The organism is Neisseria chenwenguii (assembly GCF_002216145.1).
Classification (GTDB): domain Bacteria; phylum Pseudomonadota; class Gammaproteobacteria; order Burkholderiales; family Neisseriaceae; genus Neisseria; species Neisseria chenwenguii.
The window spans coordinates 1,390,483-1,408,492 of sequence record NZ_CP022278.1 but is presented as its reverse complement, the minus strand read 5'-3'; the positions used below and the strand labels follow the sequence as shown (position 1 = coordinate 1,408,492).

21 protein-coding genes and 2 tRNA genes are annotated in these 18,010 nt (G+C 52.4%); 5 read left to right on the top strand and 18 right to left on the bottom strand.

Annotated features, from left to right (window positions below):
- Positions 1 to 48: 48 nt before the first annotated feature.
- From BG910_RS07005 to BG910_RS06975, 7 genes are all read right to left on the bottom strand, one after another.
- Complete coding sequence (locus BG910_RS07005; RefSeq protein ID WP_089037180.1) at positions 49 to 2,880, bottom strand: valine--tRNA ligase; 2,832 nt, start codon at positions 2,878 to 2,880, stop codon at positions 49 to 51.
- A gap of 134 nt (positions 2,881 to 3,014) precedes the next feature.
- Entirely contained in the window at positions 3,015 to 3,308 is a 294-nt protein-coding gene (locus BG910_RS07000; protein ID WP_089037179.1) for a helix-turn-helix domain-containing protein, read from the bottom strand.
- Positions 3,309 to 3,643: 335 nt separating this feature from the next.
- Positions 3,644 to 4,423 carry a type I methionyl aminopeptidase gene (map, locus tag BG910_RS06995; RefSeq protein ID WP_089036223.1) on the bottom strand — a complete coding sequence of 260 codons (780 nt, stop codon included), beginning with the start codon at positions 4,421 to 4,423 and terminating at the stop codon, positions 3,644 to 3,646.
- Between the two features lie 357 nt (positions 4,424 to 4,780).
- Positions 4,781 to 5,383 (bottom strand): hypothetical protein, encoded by a 603-nt coding sequence (locus BG910_RS06990; protein ID WP_089036222.1) that lies wholly within the window; start codon positions 5,381 to 5,383, stop codon positions 4,781 to 4,783.
- A 109-nt stretch (positions 5,384 to 5,492) separates the two neighbouring features.
- Positions 5,493 to 6,149: a BON domain-containing protein gene (locus BG910_RS06985; protein WP_089036221.1), complete on the bottom strand. Its 657-nt coding sequence runs from the start codon at positions 6,147 to 6,149 to the stop codon at positions 5,493 to 5,495.
- Between the two features lie 83 nt (positions 6,150 to 6,232).
- Entirely contained in the window at positions 6,233 to 6,826 is a 594-nt protein-coding gene (locus tag BG910_RS06980) for a phosphoheptose isomerase (RefSeq protein ID WP_089037178.1), read from the bottom strand.
- 5 nt (positions 6,827 to 6,831) lie between these two features.
- The gene (locus BG910_RS06975) at positions 6,832 to 7,179 is read right to left on the bottom strand and encodes a YraN family protein (RefSeq protein WP_089036220.1); all 348 of its coding nucleotides are present in this window, start codon (positions 7,177 to 7,179) and stop codon (positions 6,832 to 6,834) included.
- Positions 7,180 to 7,339: 160 nt separating this feature from the next.
- Between BG910_RS06975 and rsmI the strand changes: the two genes are divergently transcribed.
- The 4 genes from rsmI (at position 7,340) to BG910_RS06955 (ending at position 9,583) form a co-directional block, all read left to right on the top strand.
- Complete coding sequence (gene rsmI, locus BG910_RS06970; protein WP_089036219.1) at positions 7,340 to 8,212, top strand: 16S rRNA (cytidine(1402)-2'-O)-methyltransferase; 873 nt, start codon at positions 7,340 to 7,342, stop codon at positions 8,210 to 8,212.
- Between the two features lie 122 nt (positions 8,213 to 8,334).
- Entirely contained in the window at positions 8,335 to 9,018 is a 684-nt protein-coding gene (locus BG910_RS06965; RefSeq protein WP_089036218.1) for a hypothetical protein, read from the top strand.
- A 60-nt stretch (positions 9,019 to 9,078) separates the two neighbouring features.
- Entirely contained in the window at positions 9,079 to 9,387 is a 309-nt protein-coding gene (locus tag BG910_RS06960; protein ID WP_232462173.1) for a DUF488 domain-containing protein, read from the top strand.
- A gap of 119 nt (positions 9,388 to 9,506) precedes the next feature.
- Positions 9,507 to 9,583: transfer RNA gene (locus BG910_RS06955), tRNA-Pro, on the top strand.
- Positions 9,584 to 9,893: 310 nt separating this feature from the next.
- Here the strand turns inward: BG910_RS06955 and argG are convergent.
- Complete coding sequence (argG, locus tag BG910_RS06950; protein WP_089036217.1) at positions 9,894 to 11,237, bottom strand: argininosuccinate synthase; 1,344 nt, start codon at positions 11,235 to 11,237, stop codon at positions 9,894 to 9,896.
- Between the two features lie 121 nt (positions 11,238 to 11,358).
- On the opposite strand from argG, the gene BG910_RS06945 reads away from it, so the two are divergent.
- Positions 11,359 to 12,162, top strand: a complete 804-nt coding sequence (locus BG910_RS06945; RefSeq protein ID WP_089036216.1) for a competence/damage-inducible protein A — start codon at positions 11,359 to 11,361, stop codon at positions 12,160 to 12,162.
- Positions 12,163 to 12,208: 46 nt separating this feature from the next.
- On the opposite strand, the gene BG910_RS06940 is transcribed toward BG910_RS06945, so the two are convergent.
- The 10 genes from BG910_RS06940 to BG910_RS06895 form a co-directional block, all read right to left on the bottom strand.
- A complete protein-coding gene (locus BG910_RS06940; protein ID WP_089036215.1) occupies positions 12,209 to 12,517 on the bottom strand; it encodes a helix-turn-helix domain-containing protein in 309 nt (102 codons plus the stop codon).
- Positions 12,514 to 12,822: a transcriptional regulator gene (locus tag BG910_RS06935; protein ID WP_089036214.1), complete on the bottom strand. Its 309-nt coding sequence runs from the start codon at positions 12,820 to 12,822 to the stop codon at positions 12,514 to 12,516. The genes BG910_RS06940 and BG910_RS06935 overlap by 4 nt, the downstream gene beginning before the upstream one ends.
- A gap of 313 nt (positions 12,823 to 13,135) precedes the next feature.
- Positions 13,136 to 14,554: a sulfatase-like hydrolase/transferase gene (locus BG910_RS06930; protein WP_089036213.1), complete on the bottom strand. Its 1,419-nt coding sequence runs from the start codon at positions 14,552 to 14,554 to the stop codon at positions 13,136 to 13,138.
- 22 nt (positions 14,555 to 14,576) lie between these two features.
- Positions 14,577 to 15,020 (bottom strand): pilin, encoded by a 444-nt coding sequence (locus tag BG910_RS06925; protein ID WP_089036212.1) that lies wholly within the window; start codon positions 15,018 to 15,020, stop codon positions 14,577 to 14,579.
- 99 nt (positions 15,021 to 15,119) lie between these two features.
- Positions 15,120 to 15,563 carry a pilin gene (locus BG910_RS06920; RefSeq protein ID WP_089036211.1) on the bottom strand — a complete coding sequence of 148 codons (444 nt, stop codon included), beginning with the start codon at positions 15,561 to 15,563 and terminating at the stop codon, positions 15,120 to 15,122.
- A 585-nt stretch (positions 15,564 to 16,148) separates the two neighbouring features.
- Positions 16,149 to 16,406: a type II toxin-antitoxin system YafQ family toxin gene (locus BG910_RS06915; protein ID WP_089036210.1), complete on the bottom strand. Its 258-nt coding sequence runs from the start codon at positions 16,404 to 16,406 to the stop codon at positions 16,149 to 16,151.
- On the bottom strand, positions 16,399 to 16,677 hold the full coding sequence (locus tag BG910_RS06910) for a type II toxin-antitoxin system RelB/DinJ family antitoxin (protein ID WP_089036209.1): 279 nt from the start codon (positions 16,675 to 16,677) through the stop codon (positions 16,399 to 16,401). The genes BG910_RS06915 and BG910_RS06910 overlap by 8 nt, the downstream gene beginning before the upstream one ends.
- A gap of 422 nt (positions 16,678 to 17,099) precedes the next feature.
- Positions 17,100 to 17,519 (bottom strand): type II toxin-antitoxin system VapC family toxin, encoded by a 420-nt coding sequence (locus BG910_RS06905; protein ID WP_089036208.1) that lies wholly within the window; start codon positions 17,517 to 17,519, stop codon positions 17,100 to 17,102.
- Positions 17,519 to 17,776: a type II toxin-antitoxin system Phd/YefM family antitoxin gene (locus tag BG910_RS06900; RefSeq protein ID WP_089036207.1), complete on the bottom strand. Its 258-nt coding sequence runs from the start codon at positions 17,774 to 17,776 to the stop codon at positions 17,519 to 17,521. The genes BG910_RS06905 and BG910_RS06900 overlap by 1 nt, the downstream gene beginning before the upstream one ends.
- 117 nt (positions 17,777 to 17,893) lie before the next feature.
- Positions 17,894 to 17,970 (bottom strand) — tRNA-Met (locus tag BG910_RS06895).
- Positions 17,971 to 18,010 lie beyond the last annotated feature (40 nt).

Here is an 18,010-nt window from a genome sequence, read left to right as displayed (position 1 = left end):
ACGGCCTTTACCTTGATTTCAATTTAAATCATTGCATTAAATCTAAAATCAATCTTTCAACTTCGCCAATTGCCCCTGCACCTTGGCCATCTTGTCTTCCAACTCGGCCAGTTCGGCTTTGTCCTTCTCCACCAGATGCGCGGGGGCTTTTTCGGTGTAGCCGGGTTTGGAGAGTTTGCCGTTGAGTTTGTCCAAGGCTTTTTGCAGTTTTTCGGCTTCTTTGGTCAGACGCGCGGTTTCGGCGGCTTTGTCGATTTCGACTTTCAGCATCAGGCGCGCGCCGTTGCAGACGGCCACGGGCGCGTCTTCGTTTTCGGGCAGTTTGTCCACGATGTTGGCTTCGGTGAGGCGGGTCATGGAAGGCAGGTATTTCAGCAGTTTGTCCACGCCTTCGCCGCCTTCGACAAACAGCGGGGCTTTGACGTTCGGCGCGATGCTCATTTCGCCGCGCAGGTTGCGCACGGCGCCGATGAGGTCTTGCAGGGCGGCGGTTTGCTCGAACGCGGCGGGGACGATTTTTTCGGCGTCCGGCTCCGGCCATTTGGCAATCATGATACTGTCGGCGGTTTTGGCGTTGGCCAGCGGGGCAACGGTCTGCCACAGCTCTTCGGTGATGAAGGGCATAATCGGGTGCAGTAGGCGCAGGATGACTTCGAGCACGCGCACGAGGGTGCGGCGGGTGGTGCGCCGGGTCGTCGGGCAGCCGGTTTGCAGTTGGACTTTGGCCAGCTCGATATACCAGTCGCAGAAGTCGTTCCACACAAATTCATACAGGGTTTGCGCGGCGAGGTCGAAACGGTAGGTGTCGTAGGCTTCGGCGGCGGCGGCCTCAACCTGTTGCAGACGGCCGACAATCCACTGGTCGACAAAGGTATAGGCCAGCGGCTGGGTTTCGTCTTGGCCGCAGTCTTTGTCTTCCACGTTCATCAACACGAAATTGGTCGCGTTCCACAATTTGTTGCAGAAATTGCGGTAGCCCTCGGCGCGTTTGAAGTCGAAATTGATGCTGCGGCCGAGGCTGGCATAGCTGGCCATGGTAAAACGCAGCGCGTCGGCGCCGAACACGGGAATGCCTTCGGGGAACAGTTTTTTCGTCGCTTCAATCACTTGCGGCGCTTTTTCGGGGCGGCGCAGGCCGGTAGTGCGTTTGACCAGAAGCTGTTCCAAATCGATGCCGTCGATCAAATCCACGGGGTCGATGACGTTGCCCTCGGATTTGGACATTTTTTTGCCTTCGTGGTCGCGCACCATGCCGTGGATGTACACGTCTTTAAACGGCACTTTGCCGGTAAAATGCGTGGTCATCATGATCATGCGGGCGACCCAGAAAAAGATGATTTCGTAGCCCGTTACCAACACGTTGCTGGGCAGGAAGGCTTTCAACTCTTCGGTTTCAGACGGCCAGCCGAGCGTGGAAAACGGCACCAGCGCAGAGGAAAACCAGGTATCCAAAACGTCTTCTTCGCGGGTAAGCCCGCTTTTGCCGGCCAATTTTTCCGCTTCCGCTTCGCTGCGGGCAACGTAAACATTGCCGTCTGAATCGTACCAAGCGGGGATTTGGTGCCCCCACCAGAGCTGGCGCGAGATGCACCAGTCTTGGATGTTGTTCATCCATTGGTTGTAGGTGTTCACCCAGTTTTCCGGGAAGAATTTTACCGCGCCGCTGTCCACCGCTTTTTTGGCTTTTTCAGACAGGCTTAGTCCCTTAAATTCGCTTTCCGGCTCACCGCCCTCGGGCTTTGCGCTCATGGCGACAAACCATTGGCGCGTCAGCATCGGCTCGATTACCGAACCCGTGCGGTCACCTTTGGGCGTCATCAGCGTGTGCGGTTTTACCTCTTTCAGATGGCCTTCTGCTTCCAAGTCGGCCACGATTTGTTTGCGCGCAGCGAAGCGGTCAAGGCCGGCGTATTTTTCAGGAAGCTTAATGCCTGTCTGAACTTCGCCTTTGTAGTCGAATACTTCCGCTTCGGCCAGAATTTCCGCCTTTAGGCTCAACACGTTAATCAGCGGCGTATTGTGACGTTTGCCCACTTCGTAGTCGTTGAAATCGTGCGCGGGCGTGATTTTCACGCAGCCGGTGCCGAAATCCTTGTCCACATATTCGTCGGCAATCACCGGAATCGTGCGCCCCGTCAGCGGCAGCACCAATTCCTTGCCGATCAAATGCGCGTAGCGTCCATCGTCGGGATGCACCGCAACCGCCACGTCACCCAACAGCGTTTCCGGCCGCGTGGTCGCTACGGTCAGGCCGTCTGAAAGATTGTCAGCCAGCGGATAGCAGATGTGCCACATCGAGCCCTGTTCTTCCACATTTTCCACTTCCAAATCCGAAATCGCCGTGCCCAAAACCGGATCCCAGTTGCCCAAACGCTGGCCGCGGTAAATCAGCCCCTGCTCATACAGGCGCACGAACACCTCGGTCACAATCCCCGCGCGCGTGTCGTCCATCGTGAAATACTCGCGCGTCCAATCGGCCGAACAGCCCACACGGCGCATCTGCTGCGTAATCGTGCCGCCCGACTGCTCTTTCCATTCCCAAACCTTTTCCAAAAACTTCCCACGCCCCAAATCATGGCGCGACACGCCCTGCTCGGCGAGCTGGCGTTCCACCACAATCTGCGTGGCAATCCCCGCGTGGTCGGTGCCTGGAATCCAGCAGGTGTTGCGGCCTTTCATGCGGTAATAGCGCGTCAAGCCGTCCATAACCGTCTGGTTGAACGCATGCCCCATGTGCAGCGTGCCCGTTACGTTGGGCGGCGGAAGCTGGATGGAAAACGACTCTTGCGAAGCGTCCATATGCGGCTGGAAATAGCCTTTCGCTTGCCAGTTCGCGTAATGTTTGGTTTCGATTTCGGCGGGGTTGTATTTGTCTAGCATGGTAAATTCTGTCGTGAAAAAATTGAAAACATCTGCCCAAAACGCTGCGGCAGAATGCGGAAACTGATTTTTGGAATTATAACGCAAAAGGCCGTCTGAAAGTTTCAGACGGCCTTTCCAAACAATCGGGAAGATTATTTGTTTTTGTCGGATTTCGCTTCTTTTTTCAGCGATGCGTAAAGCTCCGGGTCACGGTTTTTCAGCAGGGAAGCCACCGCCAAATCTTCGCGGTTTACTTTTGCCAGGTCAACGCGCTCGATGTGCACCAAGCGCAGCAGCTCACGAACCGGTTTGGGCATATTGCGGCCTGACTCGTAACGCGAACCGCCGGACTGGGTCACGCCGATGCGGCTCCAGAAGTCCATTTGGTTCAAACCGAGTTTTTTACGGATGTCGCGGATGTTTTCAATTTTCTCAAACGATTTCATTTGGTTTCCTTCTTTCAGATTGGTTTTCAGCAAGCAGAGGGATAAAACTTTACAGATTGCCCGCTGTGAAAGCGCAAGCCCTATTCCATACCTCATACAGATTATTAGACAGGATATTCGAAAGAAGTTTTATCGAAAACATCATAATCTGGATAAATATTTCTAGGTTAAATAGTCCAAACGGAAAACTACATAAAAATCAAAAATATAAAATTCAGCCCTCCAGCTGCTCTTATAAAAATTTTACACAAAAAAACACTAAAAACAGGCATATTCTTGAATGTAAACGTTGTTTTCTGCTGAAAAACGCCGTCGGCATTATACCAAACTGCATATCACGGCCTACCCGTCATCGGACTAACGGTCAAAATTTCATACCCAGTGTCAGTCACCAACACCTCGTGTTCCCATTGTGCCGAGAGCATACGGTCTTTGGTCACAACCGTCCAACCGTCGGGCAGAATGCGCAGATGGCGTTTACCCTGATTGATCATCGGCTCGATGGTAAAAATCATACCCGGCTCCAACACCAGCCCCTGCCCTTTGCGGCCGTAGTGCAAAACCTGCGGCGCTTCGTGGAATTTGCGGCCGATGCCGTGCCCGCAAAACTCCTGCACCACCGAATAGCCCGCATTTTCCGCAATCTGCTGGCAGGCATAGCCGATGTCGCCCAAAGTCGCGCCCGGTTTGACCGCTTCGATGCCCGCCATCATAGATTCGTGGGTAACGTCAATCAGCCGCTGCGCCACAGGCTTGATTTCGCCGACGGCAAACATACGGCTCGAATCGCCGTGGAACCCGTCTTTTTTAATCGTCAGGTCGATGTTGAGAATATCGCCTTCTTTCAAAGGTTTGTCGTCTGGAATGCCGTGACAGATGACATGGTTGACCGAAGTGCAGCAGGATTTCGGATACGGCGGATTGCCGTAATTTAACGGTGCAGGAAACCCGCCCTGCACGTTGACATGATAGTCGTACACCAGCTTGTCGATTTCGTTGGTGGTCACGCCCGGTTTGACGAACTGGCCGATATAGTCCAGCGCCTCGGCGACCAGCCTGCCCAGCTCGCGCATTTTTTCGATTTCTTCAGGCGTTTTGATGGTTACTGCATCCATGCGGATTTCCTTTGTATGAAATGGTTTCAGACGGCCTGATGCCGTCTGAAAAATGGTGGGATTGAAATGGTGGGTTTAATCGAACGGCTGAGGCTGAATTTTAGCGGTAAGCGGGGAAACTGCCGGAAGGCCGTCTGAAACAGTTAATCCTTTACCCGACGTCATTCCCGCGCAGGCGGGAATCCAGAAGACTAAACCCGCACAACTGTTTGCTTTAAAAGTATGACTCATCTCAAACACCTAGATTTCCGCCTGCGCGGGAATGACAAGTCCGGCGTTTCAGACGACCTTCAAACGGTATTTTGAGATTTTTGTAAAAGACCCGACCTTTCTGCTTTTCGCAACACCCCGCTGTTTTTAAAACAGATTATCCATTTCCTGCCCCTGCTTGGACGGTTGCTCCGGCTTCGGCTCGGGCTGCTCGGCTTGCGGCGCAGGTTTAGGTTCCGGCTGCGGCGCAGGCGCGGGCTGGTGTGTTTCGGGTTCGGGCTGTGGCGCGGGTTGCGGCTCAGTTTGGAGAACCGGCGGGACGGCAGTTTCAGACGGCGTATTGACCATGCTCGGCTGCAATTCCCCGTTTGGCACGGCGCGGTTTTGCTGTTCCATCGGGCGCGCGCGCGGGCGTTCGCCGCTGTTTTGGCGGGTCAGAAACGGATTGCGCTCGGCCTGTTCGGCTTCGTTTTTCAACAATTCGGCCTGGGCACCGTCGGTTTGGTTCATTACGTCGGGATTCAAAACAACCGCGCCGCCGCCTTCGCTGCCGTTCGGTTTCCAAACTTCCACGCGTTCGCTGCCGGCCGGCGGCTGCGGCGCGGCGGTTTCGGTTTGCTTTTTCCCGCTGTTAAACGTGCCGATAACGCCGAGGATGACGCCGATAATCGCCAATATGCACACGCCGAACGTGGCGCGGATCAGAATCTGCGGGGTAAGCCGGAATTTTTGTGGTCGGTTTTTCTGCATATGTCGTCGTTCCGCAAATCGGAAAAATTATTCTTATAGATTTAATTGGATTTGAGGCCGTCTGAAAACCCCAACCGCGTATGCGAAAAGTTTTCAGACGGCCTGATGGTTACGGCTGTGCAGCGGCGGGGGATACTGGGGCGGCAGGCGCGGATGCGCTGCCGTTGATGCCGTTATATTCCTGATACAGGGTCACGACTTTCTGCACGCCGATGGTGGTGCTGACGCGCTGGGTAACGGCAGCCTGCTCGGTGGGCGTGAGGATGCCCATCACATAAGTCACATTGCCGTAGGTCACGATTTTCACGCGCGCCTGTGTGGATGCTGGCAGACCCAAGAGCGCGGTGCGGACTTTGGAAGTGCCCCAAGAGTCGGTGGCAACATTATCAAACGTGCGCGCATCGGGGGAAACGGTAATGTAGTTGTACACATTGGCGGCGGCGCGCTCATTGCGGGCGATTTGCTCGACGGCCTGCTTTTCGCTTTCGTTGGAAACCTGCCCCAACAGCAGCAGATTGCGGTTGTAGCTGACGACGCTGATTTTCGGTTTGTAGCCGATGGTCGGGTTGTTTTGGCGCAGATAGCTGCGGGCGGACTGCGCCACGCGCACGGCCATTACGTTGTCGTCGGCCTGTGCGCCGGAAGAGCGGCGGTCAACGACGGATTTGGTGCCGACAGCGGCGCCGCCGACGATGGCGGGCAGACAGCCGGCCAGCATCACGCTGGCGGTGGCGGCAGTGAGAATCAGTTTGGCGGTTTGCTTCATGTTTGTCAGCGTCCTTTAATGGTCATAAAACGGTTTTCAGACGGCCTGAAGTTGAAAAAGTTCAAACAGGCCGTCTGAAAACATTACATTCCGTCGAGCAGCGAAGAATCGATGCAGTCGCACATGGCATGAATCAGCAGGATATGGTTTTCCTGAATGCGGGCGGTACGCGGGTGCGGCACATTGAGCAACACGTCGCTGTCTTTCAGCATGGCGGCGATTTTGCCGCCGTCGCGGCCGGTCATGGCGACAACGTGCATATCACGCTCGTGCGCCGCTTTAACGGCTTCGATGACGTTGGCGGAATTGCCCGAAGTGGAAATACCGACCAACACGTCGCCCGCGCGCCCCAATGCGCGCACCTGTTTGCTGAAAATATGGTCGAAACCGTAGTCGTTGCCGATGGCGGTCAGCGCGGACGTATCGGTGGTCAGCGCCACGGCGGCGAGTTCCATTCGCTCTTTTTCAAAACGCCCCGTCATTTCGGCGGCGAAATGCTGCGCGTCGGCAGCCGAACCGCCGTTGCCGCAAATCAGGATTTTGCCGTCGTTCATCAGACATTGCAGCATCAGTTCCGCCGCCTGCGCGGTCGGCCCGGCCAAAACTTCCGCCGCCTGACGTTTGGCTTCGATGCTCTCGGCAAAATGCGCGGCCACGCGCGCCTGTAATGTTGTCATTTCTGTCATCCTGTAATGTTCTGCACCCAAACGGGTGCGGCGTTTCCCTCGATTAAAACGGCATCCAAACGGCAGGGCTTGCCGCCCAATCCGTGCCGTTGCAGATAATACTCTACACTTCGCTGGAGTTTCAATAATTTAGACGGCGAAATGCTGTATGCAGCCCCGCCGAAACGGCTGTTTTTGCGGTATTTTACTTCAACAAACAAAATCATACCGTCATTCTCAACAATCAAATCAATCTCGCCAAACGCGCAATGCCAGTTGCGCGCCAGCAGCCGGCATCCTTCGGATTCCAAAAAAGCCAGCGCGGCATCCTCGCCCGCCGCACCCTGAGCATGGTTCAAACGCATCACAATCCCCGTTATATTTAGTGCATTAAAATAAAAAATCTACTTCGTTGGCTGCGGCTTGTCGTACTACCTGTACTGTCTGCGCCTTGCCGCCTTGTATCTTTCTTATTTTATTTCTCTATAATGTGGTTCATTCTATTTTTCAGACGGCCCTAGCATCATGTTTCAAAAACACTATCAAAAAGCCTGCGACAGCCTTGCCGCGCAGACATTATACGTTGTCGCCACGCCCATCGGCAATTTGGCCGACATTACCCTGCGCGCGCTCGCCGTCTTAGCCAACGCCGACGTCGTCTGCGCCGAAGACACCCGCGTCACCGCCCAACTGCTCGCCGCCTACGGCATACAGGCCAAACTCGTCAGCGTGCGCGAACACAACGAGCAGCAGATGGCCGACAAAATCATCGCCTTCCTTTCAGACGGCCTCACCGTCGCCCAAGTCTCCGACGCCGGCACCCCCGCCGTCTGCGACCCCGGCGCCAAACTCGCCGAACGCGTACGCGAAGCCGGATTTGCCGTCGTCCCCATCGTCGGCGCCAGCGCCGTCATGGGCGCATTGAGCGTCGCCGGTGTCGCCGAACCAAACTTCCATTTCAACGGCTTCCTCCCGCCCAAATCCGGCGAACGGCAGAAACTCTTCGCCCAATGGGCGGCAGCCGACTACCCCATAATCATGTTCGAAACCCCGCACCGCATCGAAGCCGCCCTCGCCGACATGGCCGCCGCTTTCCCCGAACGCCGCCTCACCCTTGCCCGCGAAATTACCAAAACCTTCGAAACCTTCCTCAGCGGCAGCATCACCGACATTCAGACGGCCTTGCAAACCGACAATAACCAAAGCCGCGGCGAAATGGTGCTCATCCTCCACCCCGCCCCGCCGCAAAAACACAGCGACCTGCCCGAATCCGCCCGCAACATCATGAAAATCCTCGCCGAAGAACTCCCCACCAAACAAGCCGCCGCCCTGACCGCGAAGATTACGGGCGAGAGCAAAAAAGCGCTGTATGACTTGGCGTTGGGGTGGAAGGAATGAGGGATGTATTTTAGGGATTGGGGCCGTCTGAAAAACAGCGGTTATTTTTTGCTAACACTCTTTTCTATGAAACAAACTGCCGTATGAATTAACCTCAGATTCTAGAAGAGAAAGGAAACTTAATGGGTCAAATTATCGAACTTTTCCGCACCAGTTTTTCCTTAATATTCAATCGTAAAAACGTTAAAAAATACCTTTCAGGCGAATTTGAACCGACTGATGAAGAACTGACACAAATGTGGCGTTTTCTCCGCCAGCTTTTATCAACAGATATACAAAATACCATTGAAAACGATTACTCAAATCTGCTCAAACTTCAGACCGAACATCTGAAAACACCTTATCTGAAAGAGCTTTCGTTGGCGGAGTTAGATTTTCTGATTAAAAATAAAGTTGATTTATCAAGCATCCTAATTTTTGTTTTCGCAAAAGGCGGGGTAGCTTCCATTTCATGGGATAACAACAAGCAAATATTTATCGAAGGCGTTGTTGATGCAAAATTGAGAGGGACAATACTTTTAATCCTGATATGTGCAGCATTAGCCTTAATGATAGATAGTATTACTAAACTTTGGTCTCAGGCTGTTTTATATTGGAATACAGCAATAGAACCAAGCAGTAAAACTCAAAATACTTCAATAGCTTACACAGCCTTTACCATTTTGATAATTATATTTATATTTGCAGTAATTAATACTCTTGTGCTAGGGCATCATACTCATCTAGCGAAAGAGAAACTTAAAAAGCTATACCCTGATCTTTTTGAATCCAAATTCGATGCATCTCCTCCGGAAAAGGCTACCTGAAAAAGAGTAAGTCGTTTTTTTTTACTTTTTCAGACGGCCTAACCAAACAAAGGAATACCCATGTTTACCGTCCAACGCATTTACGATTACCGGCCCGACGGCAACCCCGCCGTCTTTATCGACCGCCTCTACCCGCGCGGCGTGACCAAAGAAAAATTCGCCGCCGCCGAATGGCTGAAAGACATCACACCAAGCACAGCGCTGCGGCGCCGGTATCACGAAGATCCCGAACAGAATTTCAGCGGTTTCGCTACCCGCTACCACGAAGAATTGCAGGGCGAAGCGCAACAGCGCGCCATCGCGCATCTTTTGACATTGGAAAAACAACACCGCAGCGTTCGCACGTTTCCGCGTTGGCCGAATATTTAGGCACGGAATTTGTGTACCGCTGAAAGGCCGTCTGAAAAATCCGCCTGTTTTCAGACGGCCTCTCCCCAAACAAATACCTTGCCAACGACAAACCCGTGTTGCTATAATACACAATTATTCGGAATGTAGCGCAGCCCGGTAGCGCACTTCGTTCGGGACGAAGGGGTCGGAGGTTCGAATCCTCTCATTCCGACCAAATATGAAAACCGCTTTGATTGCAAAATCAAAGCGGTTTTTGCTTGAGGCCGTCTGAAAACGCGTCCTCCCGCAGGTCGGATGGATATTTATATCCGACATTTTCAGACGGCTTTTACACTCCGCTGAGGTTTTACCCTTTCCGTCGGATTCAAGAATCCGACCTACGGCTCTTTGTTTTTTCAGACCTCAAACCGCGCCGGGAAATCCGTTCCCAAGCCTGCCGTCCAAGCCAAAGGCCGTCTGAAAAACATTTCTGCTTTTTCAGACGGCCTTGCCGTTACGTTTCAATCCAAACGCGGCTCAGGCGTTTATTTTTTGTCACCCAGTTGCGGCAAAACCGAGCCTTCGCCCGGTTGCAGCAGACCGCTTTGCGAATAAATGCCCAGTTTGGCGCGGGTGTCGGTGATGTCGAGGTTGCGCATGGTGAGCTGTCCGATGCGGTCGAGCGGGGTGAATGCGGCGCCTTCGACTTTTTCCATGCTCAGGCGTTCCGGCTGGTAGGTCAGGTTCGGCGATTCGGTGTTCAGAATCGAATAGTCGTTGCCGCGGCGCAGTTCCAGCGTAACTTCGCCGGTAACGGCTTTGGCCACCCAGCGTTGGGCGGTTTCGCGCAGCATCAGCGCCTGGCTGTCAAACCAGCGGCCTTGATAGAGCAGTCGGCCCAAGCGCAGGCCGTTGATGCGGTATTGTTCGATGGTGTCTTCGTTGTGGATGCCGGTAACGAGACGCTCGTAGGCAATATGGAACAGCGCCATGCCGGGGGCTTCGTAAATGCCGCGCGATTTGGCTTCGATGATACGGTTTTCGATTTGGTCGCTCATGCCCAAACCGTGGCGGCCGCCGATGCGGTTGGCTTCCAAGAACAATTCCACGGGGTCGGCAAACTCTTTGCCGTTCAGCGCAACCGGCACGCCTTCTTCAAAGCGCACGCTCACTTCTTCGGGCTTCACTTCGACGTTTTCGTCCCAGAACGCCACGCCCATAATCGGTTTCACGATTTTGATGCCTGAATTTAAAAATTCCAAATCTTTGGCTTCGTGGGTCGCGCCGAGCATGTTGGAGTCGGTGGAATAGGCTTTTTCGACCGACATTTTGTAGTTGAAACCGTTAGCAATCAGAAATTCGCTCATTTCGTGGCGGCCGCCGAGTTCGTCGATGAACTGCTGGTCGAGCCAGGGTTTGTAGATGCGCAGCGCGGGGTTGGTGATCAAGCCGTAGCGGTAGAAACGCTCAATGTCGTTGCCTTTGTAGGTCGAGCCGTCGCCCCAGATGTTCACGTCGTCTTCCTTCATCGCCGACACCAGCATGGTGCCGGTTACTGCGCGGCCTAAAGGCGTGGTGTTGAAATAGGCGATGCCGCCGGTGGAAACGTGGAACGCGCCGCATTGGATCGCCGCGATGCCCTCGTGCGCCAACTGCGCGCGGCAGTCGATTAAGCGCGCGTTTTCCGCACCGTATTCCATCGCTTTTTGCGGAATGGCGTTGTAATCGTCTTCGTCGGGCTGGCCGAGGTTGGCGGTGTAGGCGTAAGGCAGCGCGCCTTTCAGTTTCATCCATAACAGGGCGGCGGAAGTATCCAAGCCGCCTGAAAATGCGATACCGACTTTTTGGCCGACGGGGAGGGATTGCAGAATGGTGTGGTTTTGGCTCATGGGAGAATCCTTAGAAATTCGGCGGGAAAAGTATTATTATGCCTTCAGACGGCCTGTTTGTCAGGTCTTGCCAACAATCCGAAGGCCGTCTGAAAACTCCCGCACATCCTAAGGAAACCCCATGCCCGACCGCTTCAACCTCATCATCATCGGCGACGAAATCCTACACGGCAGCCGCCAAGACAAACATTTCGCGTTTTTCAAAAACCTGCTCGAAAGCCACGGCCTCAAATTGAACCAAGTCCAATACCTGCCCGACGAACCCGGATTATTAATCAAACAACTACAGCGCAGCTTTTCAGACGGACTGCCGACGTTTGTTACCGGCGGCATCGGCGCCACGCCCGACGACCACACGCGCCAGGCCGCAGCCGCCGCATTGGGCGTTCCCATCGTCCGCCATCCCGAAGCCGCCGCGCTGATCGACGGCGTTACCCTCAAGCGCGGCGAACCGACGGACACGCCCGAACACTGCCAGCGCCTGAAAATGGCCGACTTCCCGCAAGGCGCGGAAATCGTTCCCAATCCGTTCAACAACATCGCCGGATTTTCCATTGCCCGACACTATTTCTTCCCCGGCTTCCCCGTCATGGCGCACCCGATGGCCGAATGGGTTTTGGAAACACATTACGCCGACCGCTTCCACCAAACCGAACGCGGACAGCGCAGCATCTACATCTTCGGCCAACCCGAATCACGCATCACGCCCGTCATGGAACACATTCAGACTGCCTACCCCGGCATCGCCGCCTTCAGCCTGCCCAGCGTCGGCCGGACACTTTCAGACGGCCGCACCGTCCCGCCGCACATCGACTTCGGCATCAAAGCCGAAGGCAGCGCCTGCCGACAACTCGACGACGCCTGGGCAGACGCTCTCGCCCGCCTGCGCACATTGGGCGCGGATTTACAGGAAACGGCGGAGTAAGGCCGCCTGAAAAACAAACTTTTCAGACGGCCTCATATCCATTTCCTCAACGCAGCTCCAACAAAGCCTCCGGATGTCTGCTGGCAATTTTCAGCAACGTCGCCGCAGCTCCGCTCGGCTGGCGCCTACCCTGCTCCCAGCCTTGCAGCGTTCTGACCGACACGCCCAACACCTTCGCAAATTCACTTTGGCTCATACCCGTTTTATGTCTGGCCTTCACAGCCTCGCTTACCGCCACATGACAAACCCTGCTGACCTCGCCCGCTTTCATCTGCCGCACGGATTCCAGCAGCAATTCCCCAAGCTCCGCACCCGTAAACTCATGCTCTGCAGCATCAACATCTTTCAGATTCATAACAACTCCTCTCTCAATTTGAGCAAAATGTGCGCAGGAATATTCTCATTTTTGGCTTTCGCATAAATCAGCAAAAGATGGATTTCCCCGTTTTCCAAACGGTTGAAATAAATAATCCTCGCGCCGCCACGCTTACCCAACCCACGACGCTGCCAGCGCAATTTCCGGCAACCGCCGCTTTTCGGCACAACATCACCGGACAACGGATGTTCCGCCAAATAAACCGCCAACTCGCCCCGCTCCTCCTCATCCAAAATATCATCGCATAAACGGGTAAAAATCGGCGTTTCAATAATCGTGTACATAAAATTATACTACAAAGACGTATATTTTTAGAAAATCTGCCAGATTGAATCCGCTGCCAAAATTGCAGGACAATTTTCAATCGGCATCAATACAGTAGGTACGGTTAGCCGCCTTAAGCGGCGTAACCGTACAAACCGCATAAACCACCCGAGCATCCCGAAAACCACCCCATCTTTTTTAGACGGCATCAGCAGCATCCGTACCCAAGCACCGTTTCGTACGGTTACGCCGCCTTTCGGGCAGCTAACCGTACCTACGCGGGCTGTCTGAAAATTTCAGACAGGCATTTTCAGACGGCCGAAAGCAGCGATTTTATTCCTTAACTTTCAAATGCAGCCAAGCGACATCTCCCTCTTCAAGGTATTTAAATACCTCGCCGATATTAATGACTGGCGGAGAGTGGTCGCCTACCACAATCACTTCAGCCCCCTTCATTTCCGGCTGTTTCAACAAAGCTGCCAATCCGTCGAAAAACTGGGCTTGGAGACGGAAATTCCGACAAAGCAGGGTATCGCTCGGTAATTGGAAATCTTCGCATTTCAATCTTTGGTTATATAAATCTTTTTCAGAATAGTCGGCATGGGTGCTCAGCGTCAGCCAGTAGAAAAATAATTTATCGTTTTGGCGGAATCCCTGTTTGACTTCATCATACAAGACACGGTCGCAAACCCCGCCAAATGCTTCGCAGGTCGGCTTGCCCATCATATATTCCGCCGTCTGAATCTTGTTGAATCCCGCTTTAGGATACCAAGCATAGCGGTCGTAAAGCTGTCCGCTCGCACCATGCAGCGCGATGGTTTTATAGCCCTGTTTTTGCAATATATTCGGCATACATTTGGAAAATTTCTCGGCAGGAGTCCGTCGGAACGAAAAGCCCCTCGCCCCGCCAAAACCGCACAATTCCCTCAATTCCCCTTCGACAGTTGCCCCGATAGCGCGGAAATATCCCGTCTCTACTTGGGAAAAAAGTGATTTTTCCGCATAAATCTTTTCCAATACCGCGTCTTGGAGTTTGCTGTTTTTCGGCTGTCCCCAAGATTCATTGACGATAAACAGTATTTTTTTTGCCGTCGGCTTTGAAAGCCGTAAGCTTGCTCGTTCGCGGCTTTCCTCAAGCAAAACCGGCTCGTTGTCTGCCGCTTTTAAAAAATCGAAATCCTGATTTTCCCGATAAAGCGCATATTGACTTTTTGCATAATAGAAATTATTGCCGCCAAACAGAATGGCCACATTACTCCGATGATGGTATTGCAGATGCCCCGTAAAATATGCTGCAACAAACAGCGGAACGCACACGTATAAAACATGGTAAATATTCGTTTTACCCGCAATTTTCCCTAAAAACATAGGAATAAGAAACAGATAGCCCAGCAAAAATACCGTCAACGCCTGATACAGGAAAGGGGCCTTCATAATAAACGGCGCAAGGTAAATCGCCCCCAGCAAATCCATAAACGGGAAAAGCTGCATGACCATCATCAACGTATCAAACAGCGCTGCAAGCCAAAACAGCAATAAGCCGGTAAATTTTGCGAAACGCCACGGCAAAACAAACAGCAGCGCTGCCCAAAAATAATCCAAATTCAGCAACGGGCGGGCTGTATTGGTAAAGTAGGCAGCTGAAAGAAAAGCAACATTCGGCAGCAAAACCAGCAGCAACGCCATTACCAGCAGGCGAAACGAGAATTTAGGCAGCGCATATTCTTTATGTAGCATCGCATATACAGACATTTCAATCACTCTGTTTTAAAGATTAACGGCAGGGAGAAGGCAGAAAATTCTTCGGAATCGCATCCGCCGCCGAAGAATCGCATTCCCATTCGATAACATTTTCCGCCACACCATTTGCATTGACTTTCGGCACCAGCGTCAGCGTTTTATTCCGAATAACCTCGTTAGCCTGATTATTCATCGTCATCTTGATTATCCCCGTATTGCTGACCTCGATGCTTTTCAAATAGCGCCCGTGCGGGCTGTTTGAGCCGCTGTAATTGACCATGGTCGTCCACCCCTGCCCGAAATAAGCCGTACTGATGTCTGCCTTAACGCTGCTGGCAAAAATCAACGCCTCCGAAATCTGCGCGCGCGCTGCATATTGGTGGTACATCGGCAGCGCAATCGCCGCCAAAATGCCGATAACGGCCATCACGACCATCAGCTCGATAAGCGTAAACCCGCGCTGTATGAGTTTTAGCATGATCCCCCCCAAAAATATATCATACAGATATAGAAAATTTTAAAGTTTAAAAAAGCGTACCCCTTACGCAAGAGATACGCCTTTTCTATTGATTTATAATTAACGGCAGGCAGCAGGAATGTATTTGTCTTCCAAATCAGCAGTACCTTTTTTAGCATCACATGTCCAAGAAACAGAACCATTGTTAGCTTTCGGAGTCAGAACGATGGAGGCACCGGTAACACCTGAAGCCACACCTGAACTTTTCATCAGTGCAGTAATCACACCGTCAGCCTTAACAGTCACATTTTTTACATATTTACCGGTAATGGTAGAGGATGAAGCGATACCGGCTTCCTTATTACTTGTCGGGAATTGACCTTTATCGGCATAGTATTCGGTTACCGCTGCTTTTTGACCGTCAGCCAAGCTTACAGCTTCAGAAATCTGCGCGCGGGCAGTGTAGTCTTGGTAAGCCGGCAGAGCGATGGCGGCCAAAATACCGATAATCGCGACAACGATCATCAACTCGATCAGGGTGAAACCTTTTTGGATTGCTTTCATGTTAAATACTCCAGTTTAAAAAGTGAAAAAAGTTTTTGGTTTTTCGGGCTTGCGCCCGCTTGTTGTTTTGGGCTTGCGCCCGGGTTAAAAAATAATCCGTAATGTGCTTGGCACTTGTTTTAATTGGTAAAACCATCAAAAAGAAGGAATATACAGCTATTCGGTTCGGTTATTCGGTGTTTTGTCTAACCTCACCGGACATGATGTATCCAGCAACGCTTGTGCCAACTTTGGAATTTTTTGCGGATTATTTTTTGATTCATTGTTTTTAAATTGATTTATTTTGAAATTTAACCTTTCAGGCGCAAATCAGACCGAAATGCCCGCACAAAATGCCTTTTGCATGGTGCCGTTTTTCGTCAGATTTGTATTTTTGCCGTCATATGGGGATACGTTTTATGCCATATGACGGTTTTTGTCATGCGGCATGGCATTTTGATAATGTGGAAATGGCTTTGATGAACGGTAGGAGGGTCGTAGGTACGGTTAGGCGGTACGCCGTAACCGTACGCAACGCCGCTTGGGGCGGCTAACCGTACCTACGGCTTTGGGTGTTTTCAGACGGCCTTTGGCGGTTTTGAAAAATCAGCCGAAGATTTCTGAATGTGAATCGAGCATATGCAGCTCTACTGCATCGTCGGTCAGACGGTAAATCAATACTAAATCGGGTCTGATATGGCAGTCGCGGTAGCCTTTGAAATTACCGGCCAACGCATGGTCACGGTATTTTTCAGGCAGGGGTTGTTCATGAATCAGGTGGTATAGGGCTTCAATCAGGTTTTCACTCAAGCCGTGTTTTTTGAAATCTTTGTCAAACGAACGGGACTTTTTGATTTTACGCATCTTTGGATTGCCCTATCCATTCTTCAAAGCTGCTTTCTGTAAAACTGCCGTCTGCCATTTCTTCTGCGGATTGGCGCAATCTGGCCTCTGCCTGCGGAGTCAGTCTGTTTTTGCGGTAATCGAAAGAAAGCGGCAGGGTGTTGGTTTCGGCAACTTGGTTTAGAAACAGCTTGAATGCCTGCGCGGGCGTCAGGCCGTAGCTTTCGATAACGGGAAATGCGCGGTCTTTCAGGCTTTGCTCGAGCCGGATGTTGAAATTGGTGGAAGCCATGTCTGCTCTCCTGCGGTTTATTGTGGTGTAATTGTAAAACAGATGTTTTGCATTTGAAAGCATTTAAGAGTAGGCCGTGCCAGTGGGGAACGGGCGTGACACGAAGCTGCAATGCTCAAACCCGACAAGCACCCGCTTTTTTTCAGACGGCATTAAGCACTTTTGGTTAAATCGCGCATCCGCTTTGTTGTGTTGCGCCCGCGAAAACCGAGGGCTAACACGACCTACGAGTGCTGCCAAAACCTGCCGGTGGCTGAGCGTAGGTACGGTTAGGCGGTACGCCGTAACCGTACGCAACGCCGTTTGGAAGAAGATGCCGTCTGAAAAAAGCGGCGGGTGGCGGGTTATACCGTATGGCTGGCAGGGTTTGTACGGTTACGCCGCTTGGGGCGGCTAAGCGTACCTACGGCGGCTTTGAAAAATCAGCCGCTAAACGGGTTAAACAGCTTCACGCCCGTGCGCTCGAAATCGGTTTCGTTGCGGGTAATCAGGATCAGGCGGTGTTGTTTGGCGGTGGCGGCGATCCATGAGTCGTTTTCGGGACTTTTGTCGGGGATGTGCAGGGTGGCGCAGATTTCGGCGGTGGTTTCGTCGATGGGCAGGATGCGGCAGTAGAATAAGTCGGCCTTAACGGCTTCCAACCATGCGCGCAATACCGCGCCTTGCGCTTTGTCTTTGCGCTCCATGCTCAAGACGCCGCACTCGAGTTCCATCATGACGACGGCGCTGGTGTAGAAAAATGTTTTGTCTGCTTTGGACAGCCATTCGGTAAATCCTTCATCAGCCTTGCCGCGCTTGGCTTTGCGCATTTCGCTGATTGCGTTGGTGTCGAGCAGATACATCAGTCAAACTCCACGGGACGGCGCTGCGCTCTGCTGCGCGGGGGAATTTCGAGCTCGATTTCGCTGGCATCGGGTTCGATATTGGTTAAAACGTCGAGCGCGGATTGGAATTTCCCCGAAAGCCGTAAATACTCTTCATGACTGATTAATACCAAATCGGGTTTGCCGCGGTTGGTAATGAAAACGGGCCCGCTGTGCGCAGCTTTTTGGGCTTGGCTGGTGCGTTGGTTGAATTCGCGGCTGCTGTATGTGTGCATGGTGATGCTCCTTTCGGCTGTTTGATGTATTGATGTTAATACATCGAGTATTTGCAGGCAAGGGGAAAGCATCGGATGGAAAAAAGGCCATCTGTTTTCAGATGGCCTTTCTGTATTTGGTTGCGGGGGCAGGATTCGAACCTACGACCTTCGGGTTATGAGCCCGACGAGCTACCATGCTGCTCCACCCCGCGGCAGGAGATTTGAACTATACAGGTGTTTGGTGTGTGTGTC